Origin of the sequence: Rickettsia aeschlimannii (assembly GCF_047973405.1) — a bacterium.
GTDB classification, from domain to species: Bacteria; Pseudomonadota; Alphaproteobacteria; order Rickettsiales; family Rickettsiaceae; genus Rickettsia; species Rickettsia rickettsii.
On sequence record NZ_JBFQGO010000002.1, the window covers coordinates 38,283 to 58,162 of the forward strand.

The window sequence follows — 19,880 nt, forward strand, 5'->3', positions numbered from 1 at the left end:
TATTACAATATGTAGGAAAGAATAGCTGTAGAAAGACAATAAGAAAGCGGTATAGACAAATTATCGTTAATTCTTAAATCTTTTGAATAAAATTCAGCTACTGTAGCCCCTATACAGCTTATAATAATAATAATAAAACTTGTATTATATCCTAAATAGAAATACACTAATATACTTATAAAAATTGCAGAAGCTAAAAAGGTAATAGAACCGGCTATAGATTTACCGTTACCTAAACCATTTCCTATTTTAACACCGACAAGAGCCGCTAAACAATCTGAAATAATTAAAATCAACCACGAACAAATCACTAAATTTTTAGGGAAAAGAAGAGCAGTTAAGAAAAAACCGAGCATCATAAAGCTAACGCCGCTTAAAGCAAAAGAACCGTTATTTTCTTCAAGCCTTATAACTTTTGAAAAAAATCTAGTTACAAATTCGCTAATTTTTGCATTATTATGACGTGATACATCTAAATATAATGTAATAGCCGTTATTATAAATAATAATAACGTAATAGCGGTTCTTGGAATAAATAAATAAAGCAGCGGAAATATTATAGCCGATAGGTGGAAAATTTTACGCTTTTTCTCAAAGTCAAAATCTTTAATTTCCATAAGATTACTAATTTGTTACTATTGTTATATGAGAAATAATGCCAACATCATTGCGAGCAGTATTCGATGTCATTCCTGCGAAAGCAGGAATCCAGTAATCTTTGAATTGTCATACCGCGACTTGATCGTTGTATCCAGTCTTTGTTAGTTTTTTCTGGATTCCTGCTTTCGCAGGAATGACATAACAGAATCCGCTTAGACAAGGACCGCTTGCAATGACGATATTTAGGCAATGCCAAATAAATGCCAAATAATTAAAAAGGCTTATTTGACAAATTTCACTATTACAAATATACTTGCTGAAATCTATATTATTGAAAATAGTATACTAAAATTACTAAATCTATACAATATAATTATGAATACAAAATTTCCTATCACCGCTAAAGGTTTTGAAAAATTAGAACACGAGCTTAAACATTTAAAACATGTAGAACGTAAAAAAATTAGTGAAGATATAGCCGAAGCACGAGAACACGGCGATTTATCCGAGAATGCGGAATATGAAGCGGCACGTGAGAAACAAGCATTTATAGAAGGGCGTATTAAAGAGCTTGAAGATATGACGGCAAGAGCCGAAATTATTGACATTGGTAAATTATCGGGAGATAACATAAAATTCGGGGCTACGGTTACTTTGATCGACGACGATACTGAAGAAGAAGTAACATATATTATTGTAGGAGAATATGAAGCCGATATAACTAGAAAAAGAGTTTCAATCGCTTCTCCTATAGCAAAAGCTTTGATTGGAAAATCGGTAGGTGATTTTGTAGAAGTTACAACACCGAAAGGATCTAAATCATACGAAGTAGTTACCGTTGAATATAAAGAACTAGAACTTATAATTTGATTTTTTTGTCACTGTAAACGTTAACCGTATAGCTTGTTATGTAATTCCCGCCTACGCGGGAACGACATCGAGTAGGTTTTTCGACCCATGCAACAACCACTGCTCCTCGCAATGACGATTTGTGGGTATCAACAACCAGGTATGACAATTATTAATTACTTCTTCTTAAACATCTCGAGCATTCTTTTTGTTACTATAAATCCGCCGAAGATATTTATAGAAGCAAGCAGCGTTGCAAAATACCCTAGTAGACCGGGAAAACCAAAAGCAGAGCTACTTGCAGCAATCATAGAACTAAGAACTATAATACCTGAAATAGCGTTAGTAATAGACATAAGCGGAGTATGGAGTGCAGGCGTTACTTTCCACACAACATAATAGCCCACAAAAGAAGCTAATACAAAAATAGTTATAGCAAATACTAGCGGATCTATAGTACTTGTGTTTGTTTGCCAACTAGTATCTATTACCAAATCTTTTAATTTATCTGACAATTCTTGGGTATTATGGGCAATTTCAGTAGCCTGTTTAGCCATAGTCGGTAATTGATTCATATATTTAATTTCTCACTCACAATTTTTCCGTCTTTAGTAATCAACATCTCACGTACTAACGCATCATCCATATTAAACTTACCGTCTTGCAATGCATAGGTTAGAAAATTATACAAATTCTTAGCATATAATTTTGAGCTGTCGGTAGCAATTTTAGTAGCAAGGTTTGATAAACCTATTATGGTAACTCCGTACTTAGTAACGATCTTATCCGGTTCTGAACCTTCCACGTTCCCGCCTGTACTAGTCGCTATATCAACAATCACTGAGCCGCGCTTCATAGATTCTAGCATTTTTTCTGTAACAAGCAGAGGTGCTTTTTTTCCCAGAATTTGTGCAGTAGTAATAACTATATCATATCCTTTAATAATTTTTGCTAAAAACTCTTCTTGTTTAGCTTTATAAGCTTCCGAACTCTCGTGAGCATAGCCTGATTTATCTTGTAAATCCTCCTGTAATTCCAGTGAAACAAACTTAGCTCCTAAGCTTTCTACCTGCTCTTTGGTAGCAGCTCTTACATCATATCCTGCAACAATGCTACCAAGCCTTTTTGCCGTTGCAATAGCTTGAAGACCGGCAACACCGATACCAAGCACTAAAGTTTTACACGGTGAAATCGTCCCTGCTGCCGTCATCATCATAGGAAAAGCCCTTGTGTAATGATAGCTTGCTTCAATTACCGCTCTATAGCCTACTAAGTTACTTTGAGAAGATAAAGCGTCCATATTTTGAGCTTTAGTAATTCTCGGCACAAACTCCATAGCAAAAGTCGTAAGGTTTCTTTTAGCTGCCGCTTTTATATATTCATGATTTAAATAAGGCGATAATAATCCTACAATAATTGCTCCTTTTTTTGCAAATTCAAGCTCACTATATTTATCCGTAACGGATGAAGGTTGCACCTTTAATATAATATCAGCATCAGAAATAATTTCGAGTGGTACCGAAGATATTTTAGCACCTAGAGCAACATATTCTTCAAACCGGCATGAAGCCCTATATCTTTTTCTACCGTAACCGCATAGCCTTTTTTGACTAGTAATCCTGCTACTTCAGGCGTTATAACGGCTCGTGTTTCATGCTTGGCTTTTTCTTTTAAAGCAACGATTTTCATAAATACTAATTATATTTTGCATTAACTGAATACATAAGGTATTTTAAACATAATTTAAAATATAAAACAACGAAAATGAAAAAAATATTTTTTCTAATCATTATTTATCTTTTTGTGAATTCAAGCTTAGCATTTGGGGCAGATGATAAAACAGCTATTTCGGAGCTAAAAATTTATCTACGTACGATAAAATCGGTTGCGATAGATTTTACTCAAGAAGATTCGTACGGTAAAATAGTTAAAGGAAAATTACTGATCCATAAACCTTATAATTTTAGATATAATTATTATCCTCCTTTCCCTTTAGTTATAATAGGTACTAAAAATTTCGTATCGATGTATGATTATGATATGGAGCAAGTAAGTCGTATTAATAGAAGCGAAAATACATTTAATTTTTTATTAGAAGATAATGAGCATTTTGACAAGGATTTTATTTTTGAATCGGTAATTAACGAAAGAAATATTTCTAAAATTACTATTTATCATACTCTAACGGAAAAACGTAGCGAAATTACTTTTAATAAAGCTACTCAACAAATTGAAGCATTAAAAATATTTGAAGATAATAATATAGTCACTATTACTTTTGATAAAATAGCTAAAGTACAAAAATTTTCCGATGATTTGTTTAAATTAAAAAATCCTGAAATATTCGGTCCTCCTGAAAGATTAACAAAATCGGAAATAGAAAAAAAATATATTGTTTCTTGAAAATAAACAGGTTATGTTAATTATGCTAGTAGTGGGCATTGTACCTGTTTAGTTGGTCAGGTCTGAAAGGAAGCAGCCAGAGTGGGATTCGATGGGTCATTACTAGCATTATTCTAATTTTGATGTCATTTCTACAGCAAGGCGGCTTGTTTTATGTCATTCCCGCTTTCGCGGGAATGACATAGAGAACCATGCAATAAAGCCAGTTTTTTGCTAAAATGACATAAAAAGTCTTATAACTATTGTGCTAGATATAAATTCATCAAATCAATATATTCCTTTTGCAAGGAAATATCGTCCTAGTAACTTTGCCGAGCTTCAGGGACAAGAGGTATTAGTCAAAGTTTTAAGCTATACTATTTTAAACGATAGGCTCGCCGGAGGCTATCTTTTAACAGGTATTAGAGGAGTCGGTAAAACTACTTCCGCCCGAATTATTGCTAAAGCCGTAAACTGTTCTGCTTTAATTACCGAAAATACGACTATTAAAACATGCGAGGAATGTACGAATTGCATCAGCTTTAATAATCATAATCACCCTGATATAATCGAAATTGATGCGGCAAGTAAAACTAGCGTAGATGACATACGTAGAATTATAGAATCAGCCGAGTATAAGCCCCTACAAGGTAAGCATAAAATCTTCATTATTGATGAGGTGCATATGCTCTCTAAAGGGGCATTTAATGCACTTCTTAAGACACTGGAAGAACCGCCACCTCATATAATATTTATCTTTGCAACGACGGAAGTACAAAAGATACCTGCAACTATTATCTCAAGATGTCAACGTTATGATTTAAGACGGTTGAGTTTTGAAGAGATTTTTAAGCTACTTGAATATATAACTAAGCAAGAAAATTTAAAAACCGATATAGAAGCACTAAGAATTATAGCTTACAAATCGGAAGGGTCGGCACGTGATGCAGTCTCTATTTTAGATCAAGCAGCTAGTATGTCGGCGAAATCTGACAACATAATTAGTCCTCAAGTAATTAATCAAATGCTTGGGCTTGTCGATAGTTCGGTTATAATAGAATTTGTCGAATGTATTATCCACAGAGAGACGGAAAAAGCTATAAATTTAATAAATAAACTTTACGGTTCTTCAGTTAATCTTGAGATTTTTATAGAATCGGCATCAGATTTTATTGCTTATCTTAATAAAGTAAAAATATTACCTAATTATAGTTTGCCTATATATGAATCATTTAATGATAGAACTAAAAGCATATTAGATAAAACCAGCTTGCCGCACTTATCAATCTTATGGCAAATATATAATAAGGGAGTAGGGGAAATAAAAATTTCCTATAACCAACTAACAGAAACGGAAATGTTAGTCATAAAATCTATATATTCGACGTCGCTACCCTTGCTTACAGATTTTGACGGTAATAATCAAAATTTAAATCAATCAATTAATCCGGAAATAAAAAAAAAATTTGAAATTGTAGATTTTCTTGAATATTTATATAAAAATAATGAGATAGATATATATTATTTCCTGCTCAATCATACGGAACTTAAAAATCTCAGTAATAATATATTAGAGTTCGTAAGTCTTGAAGTTACAAGCAAAATAAAAAAACAAATAGAAGATTTGTTAGCTGCTTTTACTAATGAAAAGTTTAAGATAGTAATAATAAAAGAGCAGAACAAGCAAACCTTAAAAAATCAGTTAATTGGTAAGATTGAAGCAAGTAACGATTTTGGTTTAATTAAAAAATATTTCCCAAATATAACAATTTCGGATATCTTACTTAAAAGCTAAAAATATATAGGATAGAATTATGGTAAATTTTAATCAGTTTTTAAAGCAAGCCCAATCAATGCAAAAGAAAATGCAAGAAGCTCAAGAGCAAATGGCAAATGCAAGATATACCGGTAAAGCTGGCGGCGGACTTGTTGAGGTTATTGCAACCGGTAAAGGCGAAGTTGAAAAGATTTCAATTGATGAATCTTTATTAAAAGCAGAAGAAAAAGAAATGCTTGAGGATTTAATTAAAGTTGCCTTTAATGATGCTAAACAAAAATGTGATGAAGATTCTCAAAATTCTTTATCAGGAGCTTTAAACGGTATGAGCTTACCACCAGGCTTTAAAATACCGTTTTAACACGGCTCTTATGTCATTCTCGCAAAGGTTGTGTTGAGTGGATACAAGTCGTCATTACACACGAACGTTAGTGAGCGTGGTAATCTCAGGAATTCTTCCCAAGATTGCTTCATCAATTTACTATTGTAAATTTCCTCGCAATGACGGAAAAACTGCTCCACGCAACAACGTCTTTAGTCGCTTAGCTCATGACGATTTGGTACCCATATTTATTCACAAAATATCATCACAATAAGATGTATCTATCCCCAACATCTCGTTAAGTTCTGTTTGTGCTACCTCACCTCAGGCAAAACTTTAAGTTTCTCTTTTAATATTTGATATTCTTCATTGTTGTCATCATTGTATATTTCTTTATATTTCAATAGCCGTTTTATCCCTAAGAGAAGGGATAATCATATTGTTTAGTTTATCTAATTTTTGCTCTAATGTTTCTTTTTGCTCTTCTGTTAGCTCTTTTTTACCGGTTTCTAAAAAACTTTTCAAATTACGAGCATCTTGTAGATATAAGTTTAACAACATCAAATATTATAATTAGTATCCAAAAGTTTTATTGATGCTTTCCAAGCTATAAATTCTATTAATTTTTCAAATGAAACTTTCTACTAAACTTTCCGTTTCTACATTCTTCTGCCAATTCATGAAAATCATCTTCACAATTTACGTCATCAGGATTATGCATTAAGTAGTATTTTAACTATATTTTCTTTACTTAGAATAGAAGCTATATGCAGAGGTGTATCATCGTGTTCATTTAGGGGTATTGCTGCAAACTCATTAGAAACAGCCATCTTATTATTGACAAGTTCTTTGATCTTCTTAATGTTTTCATTGTAAATAGCATTAAACAAATTGATTTTGAAATCGTTTCGTCATATTTAGATTTATACATAAAACCCCTTTTATTTAAAAAAGGCATGTTAGCACTTTTTGATATAAAGGTCGAGAAATAATTAATAATTTAACTATTTCTTAATAAAAAGGAAATTTGTAAAAAAATAGACATCTTTCCAAAGCAGTTTATAGAGAGGAATTTAAAGGATACATGGAAGCACTTGCCGCTGTAGCATATATAAACATACGTGAAGATTAGGGATTAGGATCGACGTAACAAATTGCCTTTAGAAGCAAGTTATGCAGGAAGTCTAATAATTCAAGATCAATAAATCCTTATCAATCCTGAAACCTTTGAAACGCTCAAGTAGTGACATACCAAGAAGCGAAATATTAAGGTCACCAAGACCTACATGTCCTTTGATGTTCTTAAATTCCGTACCGATTACTACACTATTTAAGGTTATAGGGGCGGCTTTATTTTCGCCGTTAGCTGTTAGATAAGTTCTAGTATATTTTAATTTAGTTAAGTCAAAGCCTAATTTTTGAGCATCTTCTTTAGTTAAAGCTATATCACTTGCCCCTGTATCTACCATAAATTTTATTTTAACGTTATTTACAAAAGCATTGATATAAAAATGCCCGTCTCTGCTACGGGCTATAATAATTTCTCCGACTTCAGTAGACCATTTATATGATGGAATTAAAGCAGACATTACTCTATGATAAGCGTAGTTCAGCTCAAACCTAAAAACATAACCGGTTATTATAACTAAGAAAATTGCTGCCCATATTGCTAATTGCAAACAAAATCTGCGTATTTCATTTTGGCTAATAGTACTGTAAATTATACTAAATAATATTAATAATGACGCACAAAAACTCCCTATATTTTGTGGTGCTTTAAAAAATTTTGGATAATGTTGATTGACATATTTGTATAATAAACCGGTTACAATTACGGTGCTGCAAATGATAAAAATAAGTTTTATGAGTTTTTTATTCATATAATATACTACAAGTAAATAAAAAATAGGTATACCAAGTTCTATCTGAGTATATAATTTTAATCTATATAATCAAACCAACCCAGCCCATTTTTAAGTGGAAAACTACCTTTTTGGTTCACTAGAATAACAATTCCAAGTTCTTCTGACGGTATAAAGCCAATAAAAGAATTAATACCGTTAATATAGCCTGAGTGAAAATTAAATCCTTGAGCATCCTTTTACTTTAAGAATACACCATCCAAGGGCATAATATGACTCCATCATTTTTTGATCAATAGGTCAAATCGGTTGCCATTTAAATCCAAAAACATCTTTGTTTGATTTTACTATTTTATACAGCGGTAATATTTGTATATCTTGCGTTTTAAGCGTTGTACGCAAATTATCTATTGCAGCATTTAAACTTGATTTTTTACAATTTAAAACTTCTTCAAGTAAACTAAAAACGATGTTACTATACTTATAGCATTGCCCGTGTTTACAACTAGCTTGTTGTTTTTTTAGCAACGTTAAAAGCTTTAAGCGATTCATTCCTTGTTCAATTTCAATATTTCCTGAGAATTGATAACCTGTTGTATGGCTAAAATATTATTAAGACTAATAGCATTTTTTAGGTATGGTAATTTGAATTTTTCGTCAAAATCTAAACTTTCTTGATCTACCATTAATGCAATTGCCGTTGCTGAAACAGCTTTTGAAACCGATGCTAAAGGAAATAAAGTTTTATCCGTAATAACTCCACTATTACCTTTCTGATTTCCAAACGTTGTTTTATAAATAACTTCACCTTTGTATAAAATTGCAATTGCTCCTCCTTGTAATTCGTCTTTTTGCAATTCAAGCTTTTTAGTTTTTGCGGTAATTCTACTCGTGTCTGTGCCAAAACTGTACTATGTGATAATAGTAACATTATACTAAAAAATAGTATAAGCTTTTTATTCACATGGCGATATTATTTATTGATTCTATGTCATTCCTACGAAAGCAGGAATCCAGCTTTCTAAACAAATTATATACTAAATTTTTATATGATTTTTTTATTTTTACCATTTTTTACTGGGTTCCCGTTTTCGCGGGAATGACAAAAGCTACTTTTAACCGCTATTGCCTTTTCTTTATCTTTTAATCTAATAGTAGCAAGCTCTAATAAATATTTGTCATCTAAAGCTTCAATAATTTGCTCATATAATTCAGCCGGAATTAGATAAGCAGTCGGTTTATTATGATTTAATAGGGCAACAGGCTCACTACTTGCCTTATCCAATAATGCAAGTAGGGCTTTTTTAAATTCTGATATACTAACTGCTAGGTTTGCATAAATATGTTCCATTATTGACTCCAAGTAAACGAAGAAAGTTATACCAAGATCAACTTGGAAAAGAGCAAGGAGTCTACCTAAATTAAATACTAATTATAGGCTATAATTTTATCTTTATCAAGAAAATCACATTAAATCGCCGATATTCTCTAAAAACAACCTAGCTCGATGCGATGCCGGTTTATTAAAAAAATCCTCGGCAGGCTGATTTGCTAAAATCTGTCCTTGATCCATAAAAATAACACGATCCGCTATTAATTTTGCAAACTTCAAATGGTGCGTGACCACTACCATGCTCATTTGATCTTTTAATAAATTTATATTCTCTATAACATCTTTAATATTTTGAGGATCGAGTGCCGAAGTCGGTTCGTCAAATAACAAAATTTCCGGCTTCATCATTAAAGCTCTTGCTATTGCGGCGCGTTGCTTTTGCCCTCCTGATAGGCTTGCCGGATATGAGTCAAATTTTTGCGTTAGCTTAAATTTTGCAAGCAATTCCTTTGCCATAGAAATTGCTTGTTCTTTTAGCAAATTTAAAACATTTACCGGCGTATAGATTAGGTTTTCTCCTACCGTTAAATGCGGGAATAGATTAAAATTTTGAAAAACCATACCAACTTTTAAACAAAGCTTTCTTCTATCTTTAAGCAGTAGCTTCTTCCCGTCTACCAAAAAAGTACCACTACTTGGTTCTTCTAAATTATTTAAAATTCTAAGCAGAGTAGTTTTACCGCTTCCCGAAGGACCGATTATTACAGTAGTTTCCTTGGTAGTAAAACTTAAATCAATATTCTTAATTGCGTAATTCTTGCCATAACGCTTACAAACTTTTTCTAAAATAATCATAAACTAGACTGTAAATTTATAACCGTCATAAAGCGGCTTAACGTTATTTGGAAGCATTTTCGTAATCTCATGATAATCTATCGTGTGTCTCATATTGGTTAATACTATCTGCTCAGGTTTATATTTTTCACGCCATTCTAGAACTTTATCAAGCCCTGCATGATTCGGATTTGATTTATAATCCATACAATCTAATATCCATATTTTTATATCTTTTAAAAATTTATCTGATTCAGGAGGAAAATCGATTACATCGGACGAATAAACGAAATCACCTATACGTAAGCCCAAGCTATCTATAGGACCGTGATGCTGTCTAAAAAATTGTATTTCTATAGTATTAATCTTAATTTTATCAAAAAAACTAACAGATTGAGTTGTGAACAGTCGCCCAAGCTTAAATAACTTATCGTTAAATAGATAATCAAATTTTGTATGGAGCTTTGCCGTACTATCGTGATCTGTATAGATTTCAAATGGCTTGCCTTGCATAAAAGTAAATACTCGTAAATCATCGATGCCGTTAACGTGATCGGAATGATAATGTGTTAATATAGCACAATCGAGCTTATTTATCTTTTCTCGTAATAGTTGATTTCTAATATCAAAACCGAAATCAACTAATATTTGACTATTTTCATCGTTAATATATATTGCTGATCTAGTCCTTTTATTGTACTTTGAAAGAGATGTGCAAGTACTACAATCGCACCCGATCACCGGTACGCCTATAGATGCTCCACACCCAAGTATTGTTACTTGTAACATAAATATTTAAAATAATGTTTGAAGTTTTTTATAATTTTTGCGGCTTAAATCAAGAAATATTCTTATTTTTGAATAAAATTACTAATATCGGCTTTATACCTTATTTTTTTAAAATAATTTCGTTTTGTTTTAATATCGCTAATTTCGCCTTAATATATATTTTATACTGTATATATTTTTATATTCAATTAAAGAAAACCAAAAATGATAAGAAGCGGCAAAATAAATTCTGGCACGATTATAATAAGTTAGTTGAAATCGCTATAATATACGGGGTATTCGGTTTAATTTTTACCACTCTTAAATTTTCAGTTAATTTCCCTCGCCCTTATTGCAGTCTTCCTGTAGATAGTTTCATGACCATAATAAATACTGCAAACGAAAGATGCTTTTCAAGCTTTCCAAGCAGCCACGCAGCTCTTAGCTTGTTAGTAACGTATTTTGCTTGGAATTATATAAAATTACCATTAAAAATCTTAATGATTTGTGTTATTATGCTCGTGTCTTTATCTCGCATAAGCCTTGCTATGCATTACCCAAGTGATATAATCTACGGCATTATTATTGCATTTATAACAATACTGATAGGTAAGTTAATTTATCGCATCTTTGCAAATCATATAAATATAATAAGAAAGATCGGGGATTTTCTATTAATGAGGCAGTAATTAAGAAAAAACATATAAAAAACTTGTTTTTTAATCTTGGAAGTTTTTAATATGCGCGCTACAATGTAGCTACATTATTGAAAGAAGATTTTTATGTCTGCTGATTCTATTGTGCGAGCCCGTATTAATGAAGACGTGAAAGAAGAAGCAGCTTTTGGAATAAATTTGGATGATATTTTACTGAAAGCAGTTAGGTACTTGGTTGCTGATATAACATGACCTATACATATGAGAGACCATGCCCTTATAGGTAATTGGAAAGATTGTAGAGATTGTCATATTAAACCGGATTTAGTATTAATTTATAGAAAACCCGATGCTGACACATTGGAGTTAATACGATTAGGTTCACACAGTGCACTTGGTTTTTAATTATTTTGAAATGAACCGGGAACGAGTTCCTACAAAACCCATCTAACCATCCATAGTACTGGACAGTTTTTGAAAAGCGTTTGATGTCGCTCCTAGCTAAAAACGAGAATGACATCAAAAAACCAAACAAACATTATGCTACTATACCAAAAATACTTTATAAAAAATATCTTACCGCTGCTTATAGTCGTTACTTTTTCAGGGACTAGTATAGTATGGATAACGCAAATATTAAAACTTTTATATTTATTTGATAAAGGTATAAAAGTTATGGACTTCTTCAGTTTAATAGTTTTAGTACTTCCTACTTTATTATTTATTCTGTTACCGGTAATAACGGTTATTACCGTGATTTATATCTATAATAATTTAAAAGTCGAGCGACAATTAATTATACTACAAGCTTCAGGAGTTAATAATGTACAGCTAGCACTGCCTGCTTTATATGTCGCATTAATAGTTATGCTACTTGCTTATTATATATCTTCTACCATCCTGCCGTTATCTCATATAAACTTAAAATCACGTTTAAACTTTATAAAGAATAATTATATCTCAAGTATGATTGAAGAGAAAACTTTTAATAAAGTAACGAAAGATATCACTGTTTTTATAGATAAAAAATCAGCAGGAAATATTATGAACGGCGTAATAATATTTGATAATCGCAACGCTGATAACCCATCAGTAGTATTTGCGGGTTCAGGTATTCTTAATATATATGATAATAGCCCGATTTTTGAACTTAATAAAGGCATAAGACAAGAATATGACGTAAACGGTAATTTAACTCAGTTAACTTTCGATTCTTTAATGATAAAACTGCAAAATGATAATCTTTTAGTATCGCAAAGAACTAAACATAATAAAGAAGCAAATGAATATTATATAAGCGAATTACTTGTCCCTCCTCATGATTTAGCTATTACTAAAAAAATTAAATTAATTGCTGAAGCACATCAAAGAATAATTTGGCCTTTATACAATTTTGTATTACCTTTTGTAACACTTGCAGTTTTTTTGAGATATCCTTATAGCAAAAAAATAACTTTTATGCCGGTATTATTTTCTGCCTTAACAGTATTGCTAGTTACTTCAATTCATTTTATATTACAAAATCTTGCTTCAAAAAATCTAGATTTTATTTTTGCTTGTTATTTCAATTTGGTTATTGCTTTAACGATCGGATTATATTTATTTGTACGTAAAAGAATATAAATTTATTAGACTACTTTATTCCAAGCTCCACGAGGATTTTGAGTAAAACAATCTATTTTGTTTTCCTGTCCGGTAAATTTATTTATTTTAACTGTTAATTCTTTTAAATCTTCCGGTAAATCGGTTATTATAATTATCCTTTTGAAAACTCTTATATACTCTTTTACTTGTAAAATTTTTCCTATATCTGTAGGCGAAATAATAACAAGCACACTAGCATTATTAGGATTTTGTAACTCATCAGTAATATAAATAGGCTGTTTTTCAGGCTGCGGATCAAGTTTACTACCGTGAGGTATAAATTGCTTACGTGAATAAGTCCAAAGATTTTTATTGAGCATTTCTTGTTGATCTGCATCTGCAGTTAATATCACGCTTTTAAGATCAGAGTTATAACATTTTTCTATCAGAAGCAATATCGATTTTAGAAGCAATTCATCGCTTGTTTGATAAATACTAAATTGCTGCATAAAAATTTTATGTTATTTTTTATGAGAAAATTTAAGTGGTACGGATGAAGGGACTTGAACCCCCACGCCTCGCGGCACAAGAACCTAAATCTTGCATGTCTACCAGTTCCATCACATCCGCGTATGGTAATGCCATTCCTATAAAAGGGTGGCCTTGTTGCATGGATTCTATGTCATTCCTGCCTCTGCGGGAATGACATTAAAGTATTTCCATCAAAAAGTTATAATACACATCATATAATTTTTGTAAATCGCTAATTTTTGTGTATTCGTTTATTTTATGTGCCATTTCAGATAATAAACCAAACTCTACTAACGGACAATAATTTTTGACGAATCTTGCATCTGACGTACCACCGCTTGTAGAGAATTCAGGCTTTATTTTAAGCGTATGCTCTACTACTTTAGCAAATTCTTTTATTTTATCGCTAGGGTTCTGAATAAAACCTTCAGCAGAACTACTATATTCTAACTTATAATCTACTTTATATTCTTTACAATGCTGTTTAATAATTTCTTCTACCTGTTTTGCTAAAGTTTCTGCACTATGTAAATTATTAAAACGTATATTGAAAGATGCTTCCGTACTTGCCGGAATTACGTTTGAAGTATTATTACTGACCTCGATATTCGTTACTTCAAGATTTGAACGTTGAAAAAATTCAGTACCTTCATCAAGTTTTATATTTGTTAACTCATTCAATATTATTATTAAGCAAGGCAATGGGTTATTTGCTTTATGAGGATAAGCTACATGCCCGCTTAAGCCTTTTATATTTAATTTAAAGTTAACACTTCCTCTTCTGCCAATCTTAATTGCATCGCCTATTTCTTTTTCACAAGTAGGTTCACCGACAATAGCAAAATTTATCTTATATCCTTGATCATAAATATATTGCAGCATTTCTTTAGTACCATGCTTTGCTTTTCCCTCTTCATCACTAGTAAGTAAGAAACTAATGGAACCTTTAAAATCGGTATTATTTTTTATAAAATCTAAACTGGCAGCTAGAAAGCAGGCTATAGCCCCTTTCATATCCACCGCACCTCTGCCATATATCTTACCGTCTTGCTGACTAGCTTTAAATGGACTCGCATTATACCAAAGTTCATGATTGCCTGCCAGCACTACATCTACATGACCAACAAAGCAAATATTAGGCTCATTGCTACCGAAAACAGCATAAAGATTAGTGACTTGCTCGCTTTTAGAATCACCGAATATTTTTATTTCGGTCTTAAAGCCGTGCTGTTTAAGCAAATCATCAATATACTCAATAGCCCCATCGCTCTTAGGAGTTACAGACTTAAAACCAATCAAATCTTTTAAGTAGTTAATGTACATCAATTATTGCCAAAGAGAATTTAATGTGGTTTTTAGTTTGTTTTCAAATTGTTTTATATAGTTTTTAAGGTTGTCAATCTCACTTTGATTATTATCAAGCTCTGTTACTATTTCTTGCTGTTCTTCAAGAGGCGGGATAGGAATTTGTAAATCCTCTAAATCTTTCAAATAAACGTGAGGTTGGTTGACCTGATCCAGCTTGCTTTTGGTATATTATATTTTGCTGAGATTTTAAAATATAATATAGATATTTAGTTAACAATAGTTTTTCATTAATTGAATAGATTACGTTACAATCTAAAGCCCACATTGGCGAATTTATGATACCAAATATATCCAGCATATGCTCCCCCGATGAAGAAATATGTTAATCATTTTACCTTTTTTACCTACTATTAACGTTGTACACTCCTTATGCTCAAGAGAAAATATTACTTTTTAATTTATTGATAACGATATCGCCAAATTTAACAATTTCCCATTGTTTATTTATTTCCAAATAAGGATGCCAATTATCTATTATCTGTTTTGCCCCCTCTATTATCTTTTGATAGCTATTCAATTCTTCAATAATTTCCTGTTGTTTTTCTAGAGACAGAAGAGGAATATAAATTGAGTTTATATGTTCTCTATTTAAACCAGGCTGAGCACTTTTATTATAAGCTAAGTTCTTAATTTGATTTTGAATTATATCGCTATTTAAACAATAAAATAAATAAGATTGATGTATAATATTCGGTTTCCCTCTAAAAATATAAACATGTTCATTAACCATTACTTCTATTTGTGGTAAAATTTTATCATATACAAAACACACTTTACCCGTTAATGCTCCGTCTTTACACATTAAAATATCATTGTTTTTTACTAATCCTTTTTTAGCTATTTGATAAAAATCGAGATCTATAAAAAGAATTTTAGATAAATTTCATCCTCGCCTGTTTAAATCATTTATACCGACAATTTTTCTTTTTTTATTGTCTAGAGTAACACCGATATTCTTAACCTCATAAAACCAATATTCTTTTTGATTATTCGGTTTACGTGCATCGATAAAATAAAGTATTGACGTTTTTACTCCTGTATAAGGTAAAAAAGTACCTTGCGGTAAAGAGATAACGAGTTGCAGCTTTGCTTTTGATAGTAAAAATTGACGAACAGCAGCGGTGTCTTTTCTCAATAAGAACCCTTCAGATACTACCAATGCCATTCTACCACCCTCTTTTAAATTTTGCAGGCAATGCAAAACACAAGCAGCATCACCGTTATTTTTTGCAATGCCGTTATAATAAAGAGGAGTTATATGATTTTTTGTTATAGTTTTGCTGTTTTTGCTAGTTTTTTTAGTGATAGTTTGAGAAAATGGCAATATGTAACCGATAATATCATCGTTTGATTGTGCTTTGATATTATTCCACCAAGATTTTTCATTGTTTTCGCTTAATAATTTTAAGAATAATATATTTTTATATTTTTTCTGCTCGGAGCCCTTCACTTCTTAAAAGATTATTCAAGTTTTTAAATATCGATATTAATTCTTCACGTGATACTTTAATTTCTTTCGGTATTAGCCAAGCTTCATTACTGCTTGCTTCTAAAAAAGCTAATAATTCTTTTTCATGTAGTAATTCCCTTACTTCATCACCGTTTAATAAGCTCTTTATTATTAGCAACAAAACCAGCTTCGTAGTAAGGCTCCATTCATTGCGAACACTATTTAGGTACATCAAGCAATTTTGCATATTCCGTTGCTTGATCTAAAGCTTGCCTTAAATCCACTCCTGTTTTTTTGCTTCTATTATTGCAATAGGTTTATTATGTTTATTATTATTACTTTCATATAAGATATAATCCGGTCTTTTTCCGTTTAATCTTGTCTGTTCTGTTTTTGATTTTGGTTTTTGGAAATAAACATTCTTTTTAGTATCATTATCTATATGCCATCCCTTATTTACAAGGTTATTGCTGATAATCCATTCGGTTTGCTTGTTCTGCTAACATAAGAATTGCTTAGATATTTTTTTTGTAATTAATAATTATATTTTCTTACACTTATTATACAAACTTATAAAAGTACAAAAAATAACTTTTTATCTCACTAAAAAATAAATTATTGCTATGGATTTATATAGATTTTTGACTTTCTTAATGAAATTAAATAACTTATTATTATGAGCTTGTTATAACTAATATTAAAATCATGAGTATAAATAACCAGTTAAGAGAATTAATTAAATCAGGTACTTTTGCCGGTATATCATTAATTATTGCTTTTACCTTAGCAATAATTGTCAGCAATAACATTTTCCTAACGAAATATTATTCTTCTTTTATTTACAGTAAATTTTCTTTAACAATAGGAAATGTAAGTTTACAAACAACTTTTATAGAGTTAGTTAATGATGGTCTCATGACTTTCTTCTTTTTATTAATAGGTTTAGAGATGAAATTTCACCTAGTAGAAGGTGAACATAAAAATAAAAAAAACTAATATTACCTGCTGCAGCAGCCCTTGGAGGTGTGGTAGTTCCTGTCTTAATATACATGTTTTTTAATTACGATAAACCGCGATTAATAAAAGGATGGGCTATTCCTATCGCAACTAATACTGCTTTTGTCATTAGTATGGTGGAGTCAGGTACTCACGGTACTTTATGCGGAGCTATTATAGCACTTTTTATACCTGTTAATATAAAAGGAGAATTTAACACTTCTTTTAAAAAACTTGAAGACTTAACTCGTCCTTTTGTAAATTATTTTATTTTACCGCTTTTTGTATTTATGAATTCCAGTATCCTTCTAGAATATTTTGCATTTAAAGGCACTTGTTCCAACTCAATACTTGCTTTAATTTATGGGATAATATTTGGTTTATTTGTAGGTAAGCAATTAGGTATTATGCTATTTTCATATCCATTTATAAAATTTAAACTCTGTAATTTACCAAGTGATACTTCATGGTTAAAATTTTATTCTATTGCCCTTCAAACTCTATGAGAGCTGCAGTAATAATAGGCTCTTTAATTTCTGCATTATTTGGCGTAGCCGTTCTAAAATATTGTACTGGAAAAGAGTAATGGAGCAAATTAAACTAGTATACTCATTAAATAACGATGATAGGACTTTAATAACACATCATATTTTTGTTTGGAAAAAACAGGATATGGTACTATATAGATATTATTAGAAGAATGAATCGCTTTTTCAAGCTTATTTAGCATAAAAGGCATATTATAATTATGCTCTACTAAAATTATTGAAGTAAGATTGTAAGTTACAATAAAATCAACTGCTTTCTTAATATTATCTTCTTCAGACATTATATTATTCGGAGCAAGTATTACCTGCTGTTCTATAACATTACGTTCCTTTAACAAATTTTTTAATTGCTCTGTAGATTCTATACCAGTAATAAATAATATAGGTGCATAGCCTGCCTTAAGCAAGGCACTACCGGTTTCAATTTTATGTCCTCCTCCTGCAAATACTATTATTGCATTAGTGGTATTACTATTAAGCTTATAAGAATTTATTAAATATAAATAATAACCAAAACCACCGACCCAAAGAGCAAAAATTGTGAGTAAAAATTTTCTGATCATTTAAATATTTTATTAAATTCAGTTTGAATAATTTTATCAAATTCAGACATTTCAACATGAATCCCTAACTGATTTAAAGATGTTACTAAAGAATTTTCAAGTCCACAAGGAATAATACCACTAAACTTACTTAAATCTGTTGAAATATTTATAGCTACACCGTGATATGTAACCCATTTTCTTACTCTAACACCTATTGCAGCAATTTTAGCAAATTCATCTTTCCTTACTTTTACCCAAATTCCTACTTTATCTTTAATAATATACGCTTTAATTCCAAAATAATTTAAGCTATTTATAATCCATTCTTCAAGCATTCTTATATATAGTTTTAAATCTTTGTGTCGATTTGGTGAAGCTAAATTAAGAATTGGATAAATAACACGCTGACCCGGTCCATGAAAAGTAAATTTACCGCCACGTCCTGTGTAAATGACCGGAATGTCACCGTAATTTAATAATTCTTCTTGCTTATAATTAGTACCGGCTGTATATACTTCCGAATGTTCAACTAAATAAATAATTTCCGGCTCATGATCACTAATTACTTTATTAACGTAATCTTCCATTAATTTCAAAGTAATTTGATAATCCGCAAAATCCGGTATAGTTATAAATCTTATCATATTAATTCAGATTTATATTTCAATATTAATGCATCTAAAATTGCTATGGTTTCAGCATCCAAATCGCCGGAAAAATTACTAGGACGAAAATGCATTTGAAACGAAATTATAATATCTTTCATTTTAGAGTCTAAAATTCCGGTAACTTCAAGTTTATAACCGTATGTAATAAATTTTTGCTGAATTGCTGGAATATCGGTTATGTCGACTTGCAGCAATAGATCGTTAAACACCTGTTCATCATACCAAGCTCCAATATCGTTATCATATAATAGTTTCCAAGGAAATAGTGGGCCAGGGTCCTGTTTTCTACCTGGAGCAATATCAGAATGCCCAACCACTCTAGTAGGTTTAATATCATATCTAGCAATAATCTGTTTACACAAACTTATAACACTATTAATTTGCCTTTCTGAATAGGGTAGCCAAACTATATCATTGTTTTTTGCATTTACTTCAAAAGCAGGATTTACGATTTCAATACCGATTGATGTATCATTAATACGCTCATGACCTTGCCAGTAACTTACTCCAGCATGCCATGCTCTATCATGCTCTTCTACTAATTGAAATATATGTTCAGGGTTTTCATTGTTTATTAAATAATGGCTACTTAACTTTTCACTGGTTAGAAAACCTAAAGACTGCTTAAAATCATACTGTGTATAATGTAGCACTAGGAATTTAATACGTTTATCAAATCCCACAGCTCTATAAGATGTTTTATCGATTACTATCATAATAATTCTTGTGAAAGTTTGCTTGCATGGATCGGTAAATCGTCATTGCGAGAAGAATTACGCAGTAATTCGACGAAGCAATCTCAGGAGT

At 31.1% G+C, this 19,880-nt stretch carries 28 protein-coding genes, 1 tRNA gene, 1 other RNA gene and 2 pseudogenes; 11 read left to right on the top strand and 21 right to left on the bottom strand.

Annotation, left to right across the window (positions count from 1 at the left end; translation table 11 throughout):
* Positions 1–2: 2 nt before the first annotated feature.
* The gene (locus AB4K15_RS01490) at positions 3–617 is read right to left on the bottom strand and encodes a diacylglycerol/polyprenol kinase family protein (RefSeq protein ID WP_032073708.1); all 615 of its coding nucleotides are present in this window, start codon (positions 615–617) and stop codon (positions 3–5) included.
* Between the two features lie 358 nt (positions 618–975).
* On the opposite strand from AB4K15_RS01490, the gene greA reads away from it, so the two are divergent.
* Complete coding sequence (greA, locus tag AB4K15_RS01495) at positions 976–1,470, top strand: transcription elongation factor GreA (RefSeq protein WP_032073852.1); 495 nt, start codon at positions 976–978, stop codon at positions 1,468–1,470.
* Positions 1,471–1,625: 155 nt separating this feature from the next.
* Here the strand turns inward: greA and AB4K15_RS01500 are convergent, their stop codons facing one another.
* Both AB4K15_RS01500 and AB4K15_RS01505 read right to left on the bottom strand, forming a co-directional pair.
* Positions 1,626–2,024 (bottom strand): NAD(P) transhydrogenase subunit alpha, encoded by a 399-nt coding sequence (locus AB4K15_RS01500; protein WP_032073709.1) that lies wholly within the window; start codon positions 2,022–2,024, stop codon positions 1,626–1,628.
* Positions 2,021–3,138: pseudogene (locus AB4K15_RS01505) on the bottom strand (NAD(P) transhydrogenase subunit alpha). Before AB4K15_RS01505 ends, AB4K15_RS01500 begins: the two are co-directional and overlap by 4 nt.
* A 75-nt stretch (positions 3,139–3,213) precedes the next feature.
* On the opposite strand from AB4K15_RS01505, the gene AB4K15_RS01510 reads away from it, so the two are divergent.
* The 4 genes from AB4K15_RS01510 to AB4K15_RS01525 all read left to right on the top strand — a co-directional run bounded on the left by AB4K15_RS01510 (position 3,214) and on the right by AB4K15_RS01525 (position 5,969).
* On the top strand, positions 3,214–3,852 hold the full coding sequence (locus AB4K15_RS01510) for a LolA family protein (protein WP_032073711.1): 639 nt from the start codon (positions 3,214–3,216) through the stop codon (positions 3,850–3,852).
* 20 nt (positions 3,853–3,872) lie between these two features.
* Positions 3,873–3,966: signal recognition particle sRNA small type (gene ffs / locus AB4K15_RS01515), an RNA gene on the top strand.
* A gap of 130 nt (positions 3,967–4,096) precedes the next feature.
* A complete protein-coding gene (gene dnaX, locus AB4K15_RS01520) occupies positions 4,097–5,626 on the top strand; it encodes a DNA polymerase III subunit gamma/tau (protein WP_032073712.1) in 1,530 nt (509 codons plus the stop codon).
* A 19-nt stretch (positions 5,627–5,645) separates the two neighbouring features.
* Positions 5,646–5,969: a YbaB/EbfC family nucleoid-associated protein gene (locus tag AB4K15_RS01525; RefSeq protein ID WP_032073713.1), complete on the top strand. Its 324-nt coding sequence runs from the start codon at positions 5,646–5,648 to the stop codon at positions 5,967–5,969.
* Positions 5,970–6,323: 354 nt separating this feature from the next.
* Here AB4K15_RS01525 and AB4K15_RS01530 read toward each other — a convergent pair whose 3' ends face one another.
* From AB4K15_RS01530 to AB4K15_RS01565, 8 genes are all read right to left on the bottom strand, one after another.
* Positions 6,324–6,494 (bottom strand): hypothetical protein, encoded by a 171-nt coding sequence (locus tag AB4K15_RS01530; protein WP_500225666.1) that lies wholly within the window; start codon positions 6,492–6,494, stop codon positions 6,324–6,326.
* Positions 6,495–6,643: 149 nt separating this feature from the next.
* The gene (locus AB4K15_RS01535; RefSeq protein WP_500224105.1) at positions 6,644–6,820 is read right to left on the bottom strand and encodes a hypothetical protein; all 177 of its coding nucleotides are present in this window, start codon (positions 6,818–6,820) and stop codon (positions 6,644–6,646) included.
* Positions 6,821–7,114: 294 nt separating this feature from the next.
* Complete coding sequence (locus AB4K15_RS01540) at positions 7,115–7,810, bottom strand: aspartic protease APRc (protein WP_032073714.1); 696 nt, start codon at positions 7,808–7,810, stop codon at positions 7,115–7,117.
* Between the two features lie 282 nt (positions 7,811–8,092).
* Positions 8,093–8,344 carry a hypothetical protein gene (locus AB4K15_RS01545; protein WP_032073715.1) on the bottom strand — a complete coding sequence of 84 codons (252 nt, stop codon included), beginning with the start codon at positions 8,342–8,344 and terminating at the stop codon, positions 8,093–8,095.
* Complete coding sequence (locus AB4K15_RS01550; RefSeq protein WP_500224108.1) at positions 8,341–8,649, bottom strand: serine hydrolase; 309 nt, start codon at positions 8,647–8,649, stop codon at positions 8,341–8,343. Before AB4K15_RS01550 ends, AB4K15_RS01545 begins: the two co-directional genes overlap by 4 nt.
* Before the next feature lie 188 nt (positions 8,650–8,837).
* A complete protein-coding gene (locus AB4K15_RS01555; RefSeq protein ID WP_084698759.1) occupies positions 8,838–9,143 on the bottom strand; it encodes a type II toxin-antitoxin system Phd/YefM family antitoxin in 306 nt (101 codons plus the stop codon).
* A 114-nt stretch (positions 9,144–9,257) separates the two neighbouring features.
* A complete protein-coding gene (locus AB4K15_RS01560; RefSeq protein ID WP_032073716.1) occupies positions 9,258–9,980 on the bottom strand; it encodes an amino acid ABC transporter ATP-binding protein in 723 nt (240 codons plus the stop codon).
* Between the two features lie 3 nt (positions 9,981–9,983).
* Positions 9,984–10,748: an MBL fold metallo-hydrolase gene (locus AB4K15_RS01565; protein ID WP_032073717.1), complete on the bottom strand. Its 765-nt coding sequence runs from the start codon at positions 10,746–10,748 to the stop codon at positions 9,984–9,986.
* A gap of 14 nt (positions 10,749–10,762) precedes the next feature.
* On the opposite strand from AB4K15_RS01565, the gene AB4K15_RS01570 reads away from it, so the two are divergent.
* The 4 genes from AB4K15_RS01570 to AB4K15_RS01585 all read left to right on the top strand — a co-directional run bounded on the left by AB4K15_RS01570 (position 10,763) and on the right by AB4K15_RS01585 (position 13,006).
* Entirely contained in the window at positions 10,763–11,416 is a 654-nt protein-coding gene (locus tag AB4K15_RS01570) for a phosphatase PAP2 family protein (protein WP_032073718.1), read from the top strand.
* Between the two features lie 93 nt (positions 11,417–11,509).
* Entirely contained in the window at positions 11,510–11,635 is a 126-nt protein-coding gene (locus tag AB4K15_RS01575; RefSeq protein WP_500224115.1) for a hypothetical protein, read from the top strand.
* 9 nt (positions 11,636–11,644) lie between these two features.
* On the top strand, positions 11,645–11,788 hold the full coding sequence (locus AB4K15_RS01580) for a type II toxin-antitoxin system YafQ family toxin (protein WP_014408051.1): 144 nt from the start codon (positions 11,645–11,647) through the stop codon (positions 11,786–11,788).
* Positions 11,789–11,923: 135 nt separating this feature from the next.
* A complete protein-coding gene (locus AB4K15_RS01585; protein ID WP_500224118.1) occupies positions 11,924–13,006 on the top strand; it encodes an LptF/LptG family permease in 1,083 nt (360 codons plus the stop codon).
* A 5-nt stretch (positions 13,007–13,011) separates the two neighbouring features.
* On the opposite strand, the gene AB4K15_RS01590 is transcribed toward AB4K15_RS01585, so the two are convergent.
* The 7 genes from AB4K15_RS01590 to AB4K15_RS01620 all read right to left on the bottom strand — a co-directional run bounded on the left by AB4K15_RS01590 (position 13,012) and on the right by AB4K15_RS01620 (position 16,563).
* Positions 13,012–13,476: a DNA polymerase III subunit chi gene (locus AB4K15_RS01590; RefSeq protein WP_032073720.1), complete on the bottom strand. Its 465-nt coding sequence runs from the start codon at positions 13,474–13,476 to the stop codon at positions 13,012–13,014.
* Positions 13,477–13,512: 36 nt separating this feature from the next.
* Positions 13,513–13,597 (bottom strand) — tRNA-Leu (locus AB4K15_RS01595).
* Between the two features lie 78 nt (positions 13,598–13,675).
* Positions 13,676–14,821, bottom strand: coding sequence for a succinyl-diaminopimelate desuccinylase (gene dapE / locus AB4K15_RS01600; RefSeq protein ID WP_032073721.1), 1,146 nt, complete (start codon positions 14,819–14,821; stop codon positions 13,676–13,678).
* Positions 14,822–14,824: 3 nt separating this feature from the next.
* Entirely contained in the window at positions 14,825–14,989 is a 165-nt protein-coding gene (locus AB4K15_RS01605; RefSeq protein ID WP_500224120.1) for a restriction endonuclease subunit S, read from the bottom strand.
* A 250-nt stretch (positions 14,990–15,239) separates the two neighbouring features.
* Positions 15,240–15,668 (bottom strand): restriction endonuclease subunit S, encoded by a 429-nt coding sequence (locus tag AB4K15_RS01610; RefSeq protein WP_084698760.1) that lies wholly within the window; start codon positions 15,666–15,668, stop codon positions 15,240–15,242.
* Between the two features lie 81 nt (positions 15,669–15,749).
* Positions 15,750–16,316, bottom strand: coding sequence for an HsdM family class I SAM-dependent methyltransferase (locus AB4K15_RS01615; RefSeq protein ID WP_500224123.1), 567 nt, complete (start codon positions 16,314–16,316; stop codon positions 15,750–15,752).
* Positions 16,288–16,563 carry a hypothetical protein gene (locus AB4K15_RS01620; RefSeq protein WP_500225669.1) on the bottom strand — a complete coding sequence of 92 codons (276 nt, stop codon included), beginning with the start codon at positions 16,561–16,563 and terminating at the stop codon, positions 16,288–16,290. The genes AB4K15_RS01615 and AB4K15_RS01620 overlap by 29 nt, the downstream gene beginning before the upstream one ends.
* 458 nt (positions 16,564–17,021) lie before the next feature.
* Here AB4K15_RS01620 and AB4K15_RS01625 point away from each other — a divergent pair.
* Positions 17,022–17,383, top strand: a pseudogene (locus AB4K15_RS01625) (Na+/H+ antiporter NhaA); the annotation flags it as partial.
* Positions 17,384–17,446: 63 nt separating this feature from the next.
* Positions 17,447–17,818, top strand: a complete 372-nt coding sequence (locus tag AB4K15_RS01630) for a Na+/H+ antiporter NhaA (RefSeq protein WP_500224302.1) — start codon at positions 17,447–17,449, stop codon at positions 17,816–17,818.
* An 89-nt stretch (positions 17,819–17,907) separates the two neighbouring features.
* Here AB4K15_RS01630 and AB4K15_RS01635 read toward each other — a convergent pair whose 3' ends face one another.
* From AB4K15_RS01635 to AB4K15_RS01645, 3 genes are read right to left on the bottom strand one after another with little or no spacing between them, the layout of a single operon-like run.
* The gene (locus tag AB4K15_RS01635) at positions 17,908–18,423 is read right to left on the bottom strand and encodes a YdcF family protein (RefSeq protein WP_032073722.1); all 516 of its coding nucleotides are present in this window, start codon (positions 18,421–18,423) and stop codon (positions 17,908–17,910) included.
* Complete coding sequence (gene lipB, locus AB4K15_RS01640) at positions 18,420–19,049, bottom strand: lipoyl(octanoyl) transferase LipB (RefSeq protein WP_032073723.1); 630 nt, start codon at positions 19,047–19,049, stop codon at positions 18,420–18,422. Before lipB ends, AB4K15_RS01635 begins: the two co-directional genes overlap by 4 nt.
* Positions 19,046–19,789 carry an N-acetylmuramoyl-L-alanine amidase gene (locus tag AB4K15_RS01645; RefSeq protein ID WP_032073724.1) on the bottom strand — a complete coding sequence of 248 codons (744 nt, stop codon included), beginning with the start codon at positions 19,787–19,789 and terminating at the stop codon, positions 19,046–19,048. The genes lipB and AB4K15_RS01645 overlap by 4 nt, the downstream gene beginning before the upstream one ends.
* Positions 19,790–19,880: the final 91 nt, after the last annotated feature.

What these genes read in the sequence shown, in the direction of transcription:
- AB4K15_RS01570 (WP_032073718.1), top strand. Translation starts at nt 10,763, where the DNA reads ATGTTTGAAGTTTTTTATAATTTTTGCGGCTTAAATCAAGAAATATTC.
- AB4K15_RS01500 (WP_032073709.1), bottom strand. Translation starts at nt 2,024, where the DNA reads ATGAATCAATTACCGACTATGGCTAAACAGGCTACTGAAATTGCCCAT.
- AB4K15_RS01590 (WP_032073720.1), bottom strand. Translation starts at nt 13,476, where the DNA reads ATGCAGCAATTTAGTATTTATCAAACAAGCGATGAATTGCTTCTAAAA.
- AB4K15_RS01555 (WP_084698759.1), bottom strand. Translation starts at nt 9,143, where the DNA reads ATGGAACATATTTATGCAAACCTAGCAGTTAGTATATCAGAATTTAAA.
- AB4K15_RS01610 (WP_084698760.1), bottom strand. Translation starts at nt 15,668, where the DNA reads ATGTGTAAAGACGGAGCATTAACGGGTAAAGTGTGTTTTGTATATGAT.
- AB4K15_RS01545 (WP_032073715.1), bottom strand. Translation starts at nt 8,344, where the DNA reads ATGAATCGCTTAAAGCTTTTAACGTTGCTAAAAAAACAACAAGCTAGT.
- AB4K15_RS01630 (WP_500224302.1), top strand. Translation starts at nt 17,447, where the DNA reads ATGGTGGAGTCAGGTACTCACGGTACTTTATGCGGAGCTATTATAGCA.
- AB4K15_RS01565 (WP_032073717.1), bottom strand. Translation starts at nt 10,748, where the DNA reads ATGTTACAAGTAACAATACTTGGGTGTGGAGCATCTATAGGCGTACCG.
- AB4K15_RS01525 (WP_032073713.1), top strand. Translation starts at nt 5,646, where the DNA reads ATGGTAAATTTTAATCAGTTTTTAAAGCAAGCCCAATCAATGCAAAAG.
- lipB (WP_032073723.1), bottom strand. Translation starts at nt 19,049, where the DNA reads ATGATAAGATTTATAACTATACCGGATTTTGCGGATTATCAAATTACT.
- AB4K15_RS01620 (WP_500225669.1), bottom strand. Translation starts at nt 16,563, where the DNA reads ATGCAAAATTGCTTGATGTACCTAAATAGTGTTCGCAATGAATGGAGC.
- greA (WP_032073852.1), top strand. Translation starts at nt 976, where the DNA reads ATGAATACAAAATTTCCTATCACCGCTAAAGGTTTTGAAAAATTAGAA.
- AB4K15_RS01635 (WP_032073722.1), bottom strand. Translation starts at nt 18,423, where the DNA reads ATGATCAGAAAATTTTTACTCACAATTTTTGCTCTTTGGGTCGGTGGT.
- dapE (WP_032073721.1), bottom strand. Translation starts at nt 14,821, where the DNA reads ATGTACATTAACTACTTAAAAGATTTGATTGGTTTTAAGTCTGTAACT.
- AB4K15_RS01540 (WP_032073714.1), bottom strand. Translation starts at nt 7,810, where the DNA reads ATGAATAAAAAACTCATAAAACTTATTTTTATCATTTGCAGCACCGTA.
- AB4K15_RS01575 (WP_500224115.1), top strand. Translation starts at nt 11,510, where the DNA reads ATGTCTGCTGATTCTATTGTGCGAGCCCGTATTAATGAAGACGTGAAA.
- AB4K15_RS01560 (WP_032073716.1), bottom strand. Translation starts at nt 9,980, where the DNA reads ATGATTATTTTAGAAAAAGTTTGTAAGCGTTATGGCAAGAATTACGCA.
- AB4K15_RS01490 (WP_032073708.1), bottom strand. Translation starts at nt 617, where the DNA reads ATGGAAATTAAAGATTTTGACTTTGAGAAAAAGCGTAAAATTTTCCAC.
- AB4K15_RS01580 (WP_014408051.1), top strand. Translation starts at nt 11,645, where the DNA reads ATGAGAGACCATGCCCTTATAGGTAATTGGAAAGATTGTAGAGATTGT.
- AB4K15_RS01510 (WP_032073711.1), top strand. Translation starts at nt 3,214, where the DNA reads ATGAAAAAAATATTTTTTCTAATCATTATTTATCTTTTTGTGAATTCA.
- AB4K15_RS01585 (WP_500224118.1), top strand. Translation starts at nt 11,924, where the DNA reads ATGCTACTATACCAAAAATACTTTATAAAAAATATCTTACCGCTGCTT.
- AB4K15_RS01645 (WP_032073724.1), bottom strand. Translation starts at nt 19,789, where the DNA reads ATGATAGTAATCGATAAAACATCTTATAGAGCTGTGGGATTTGATAAA.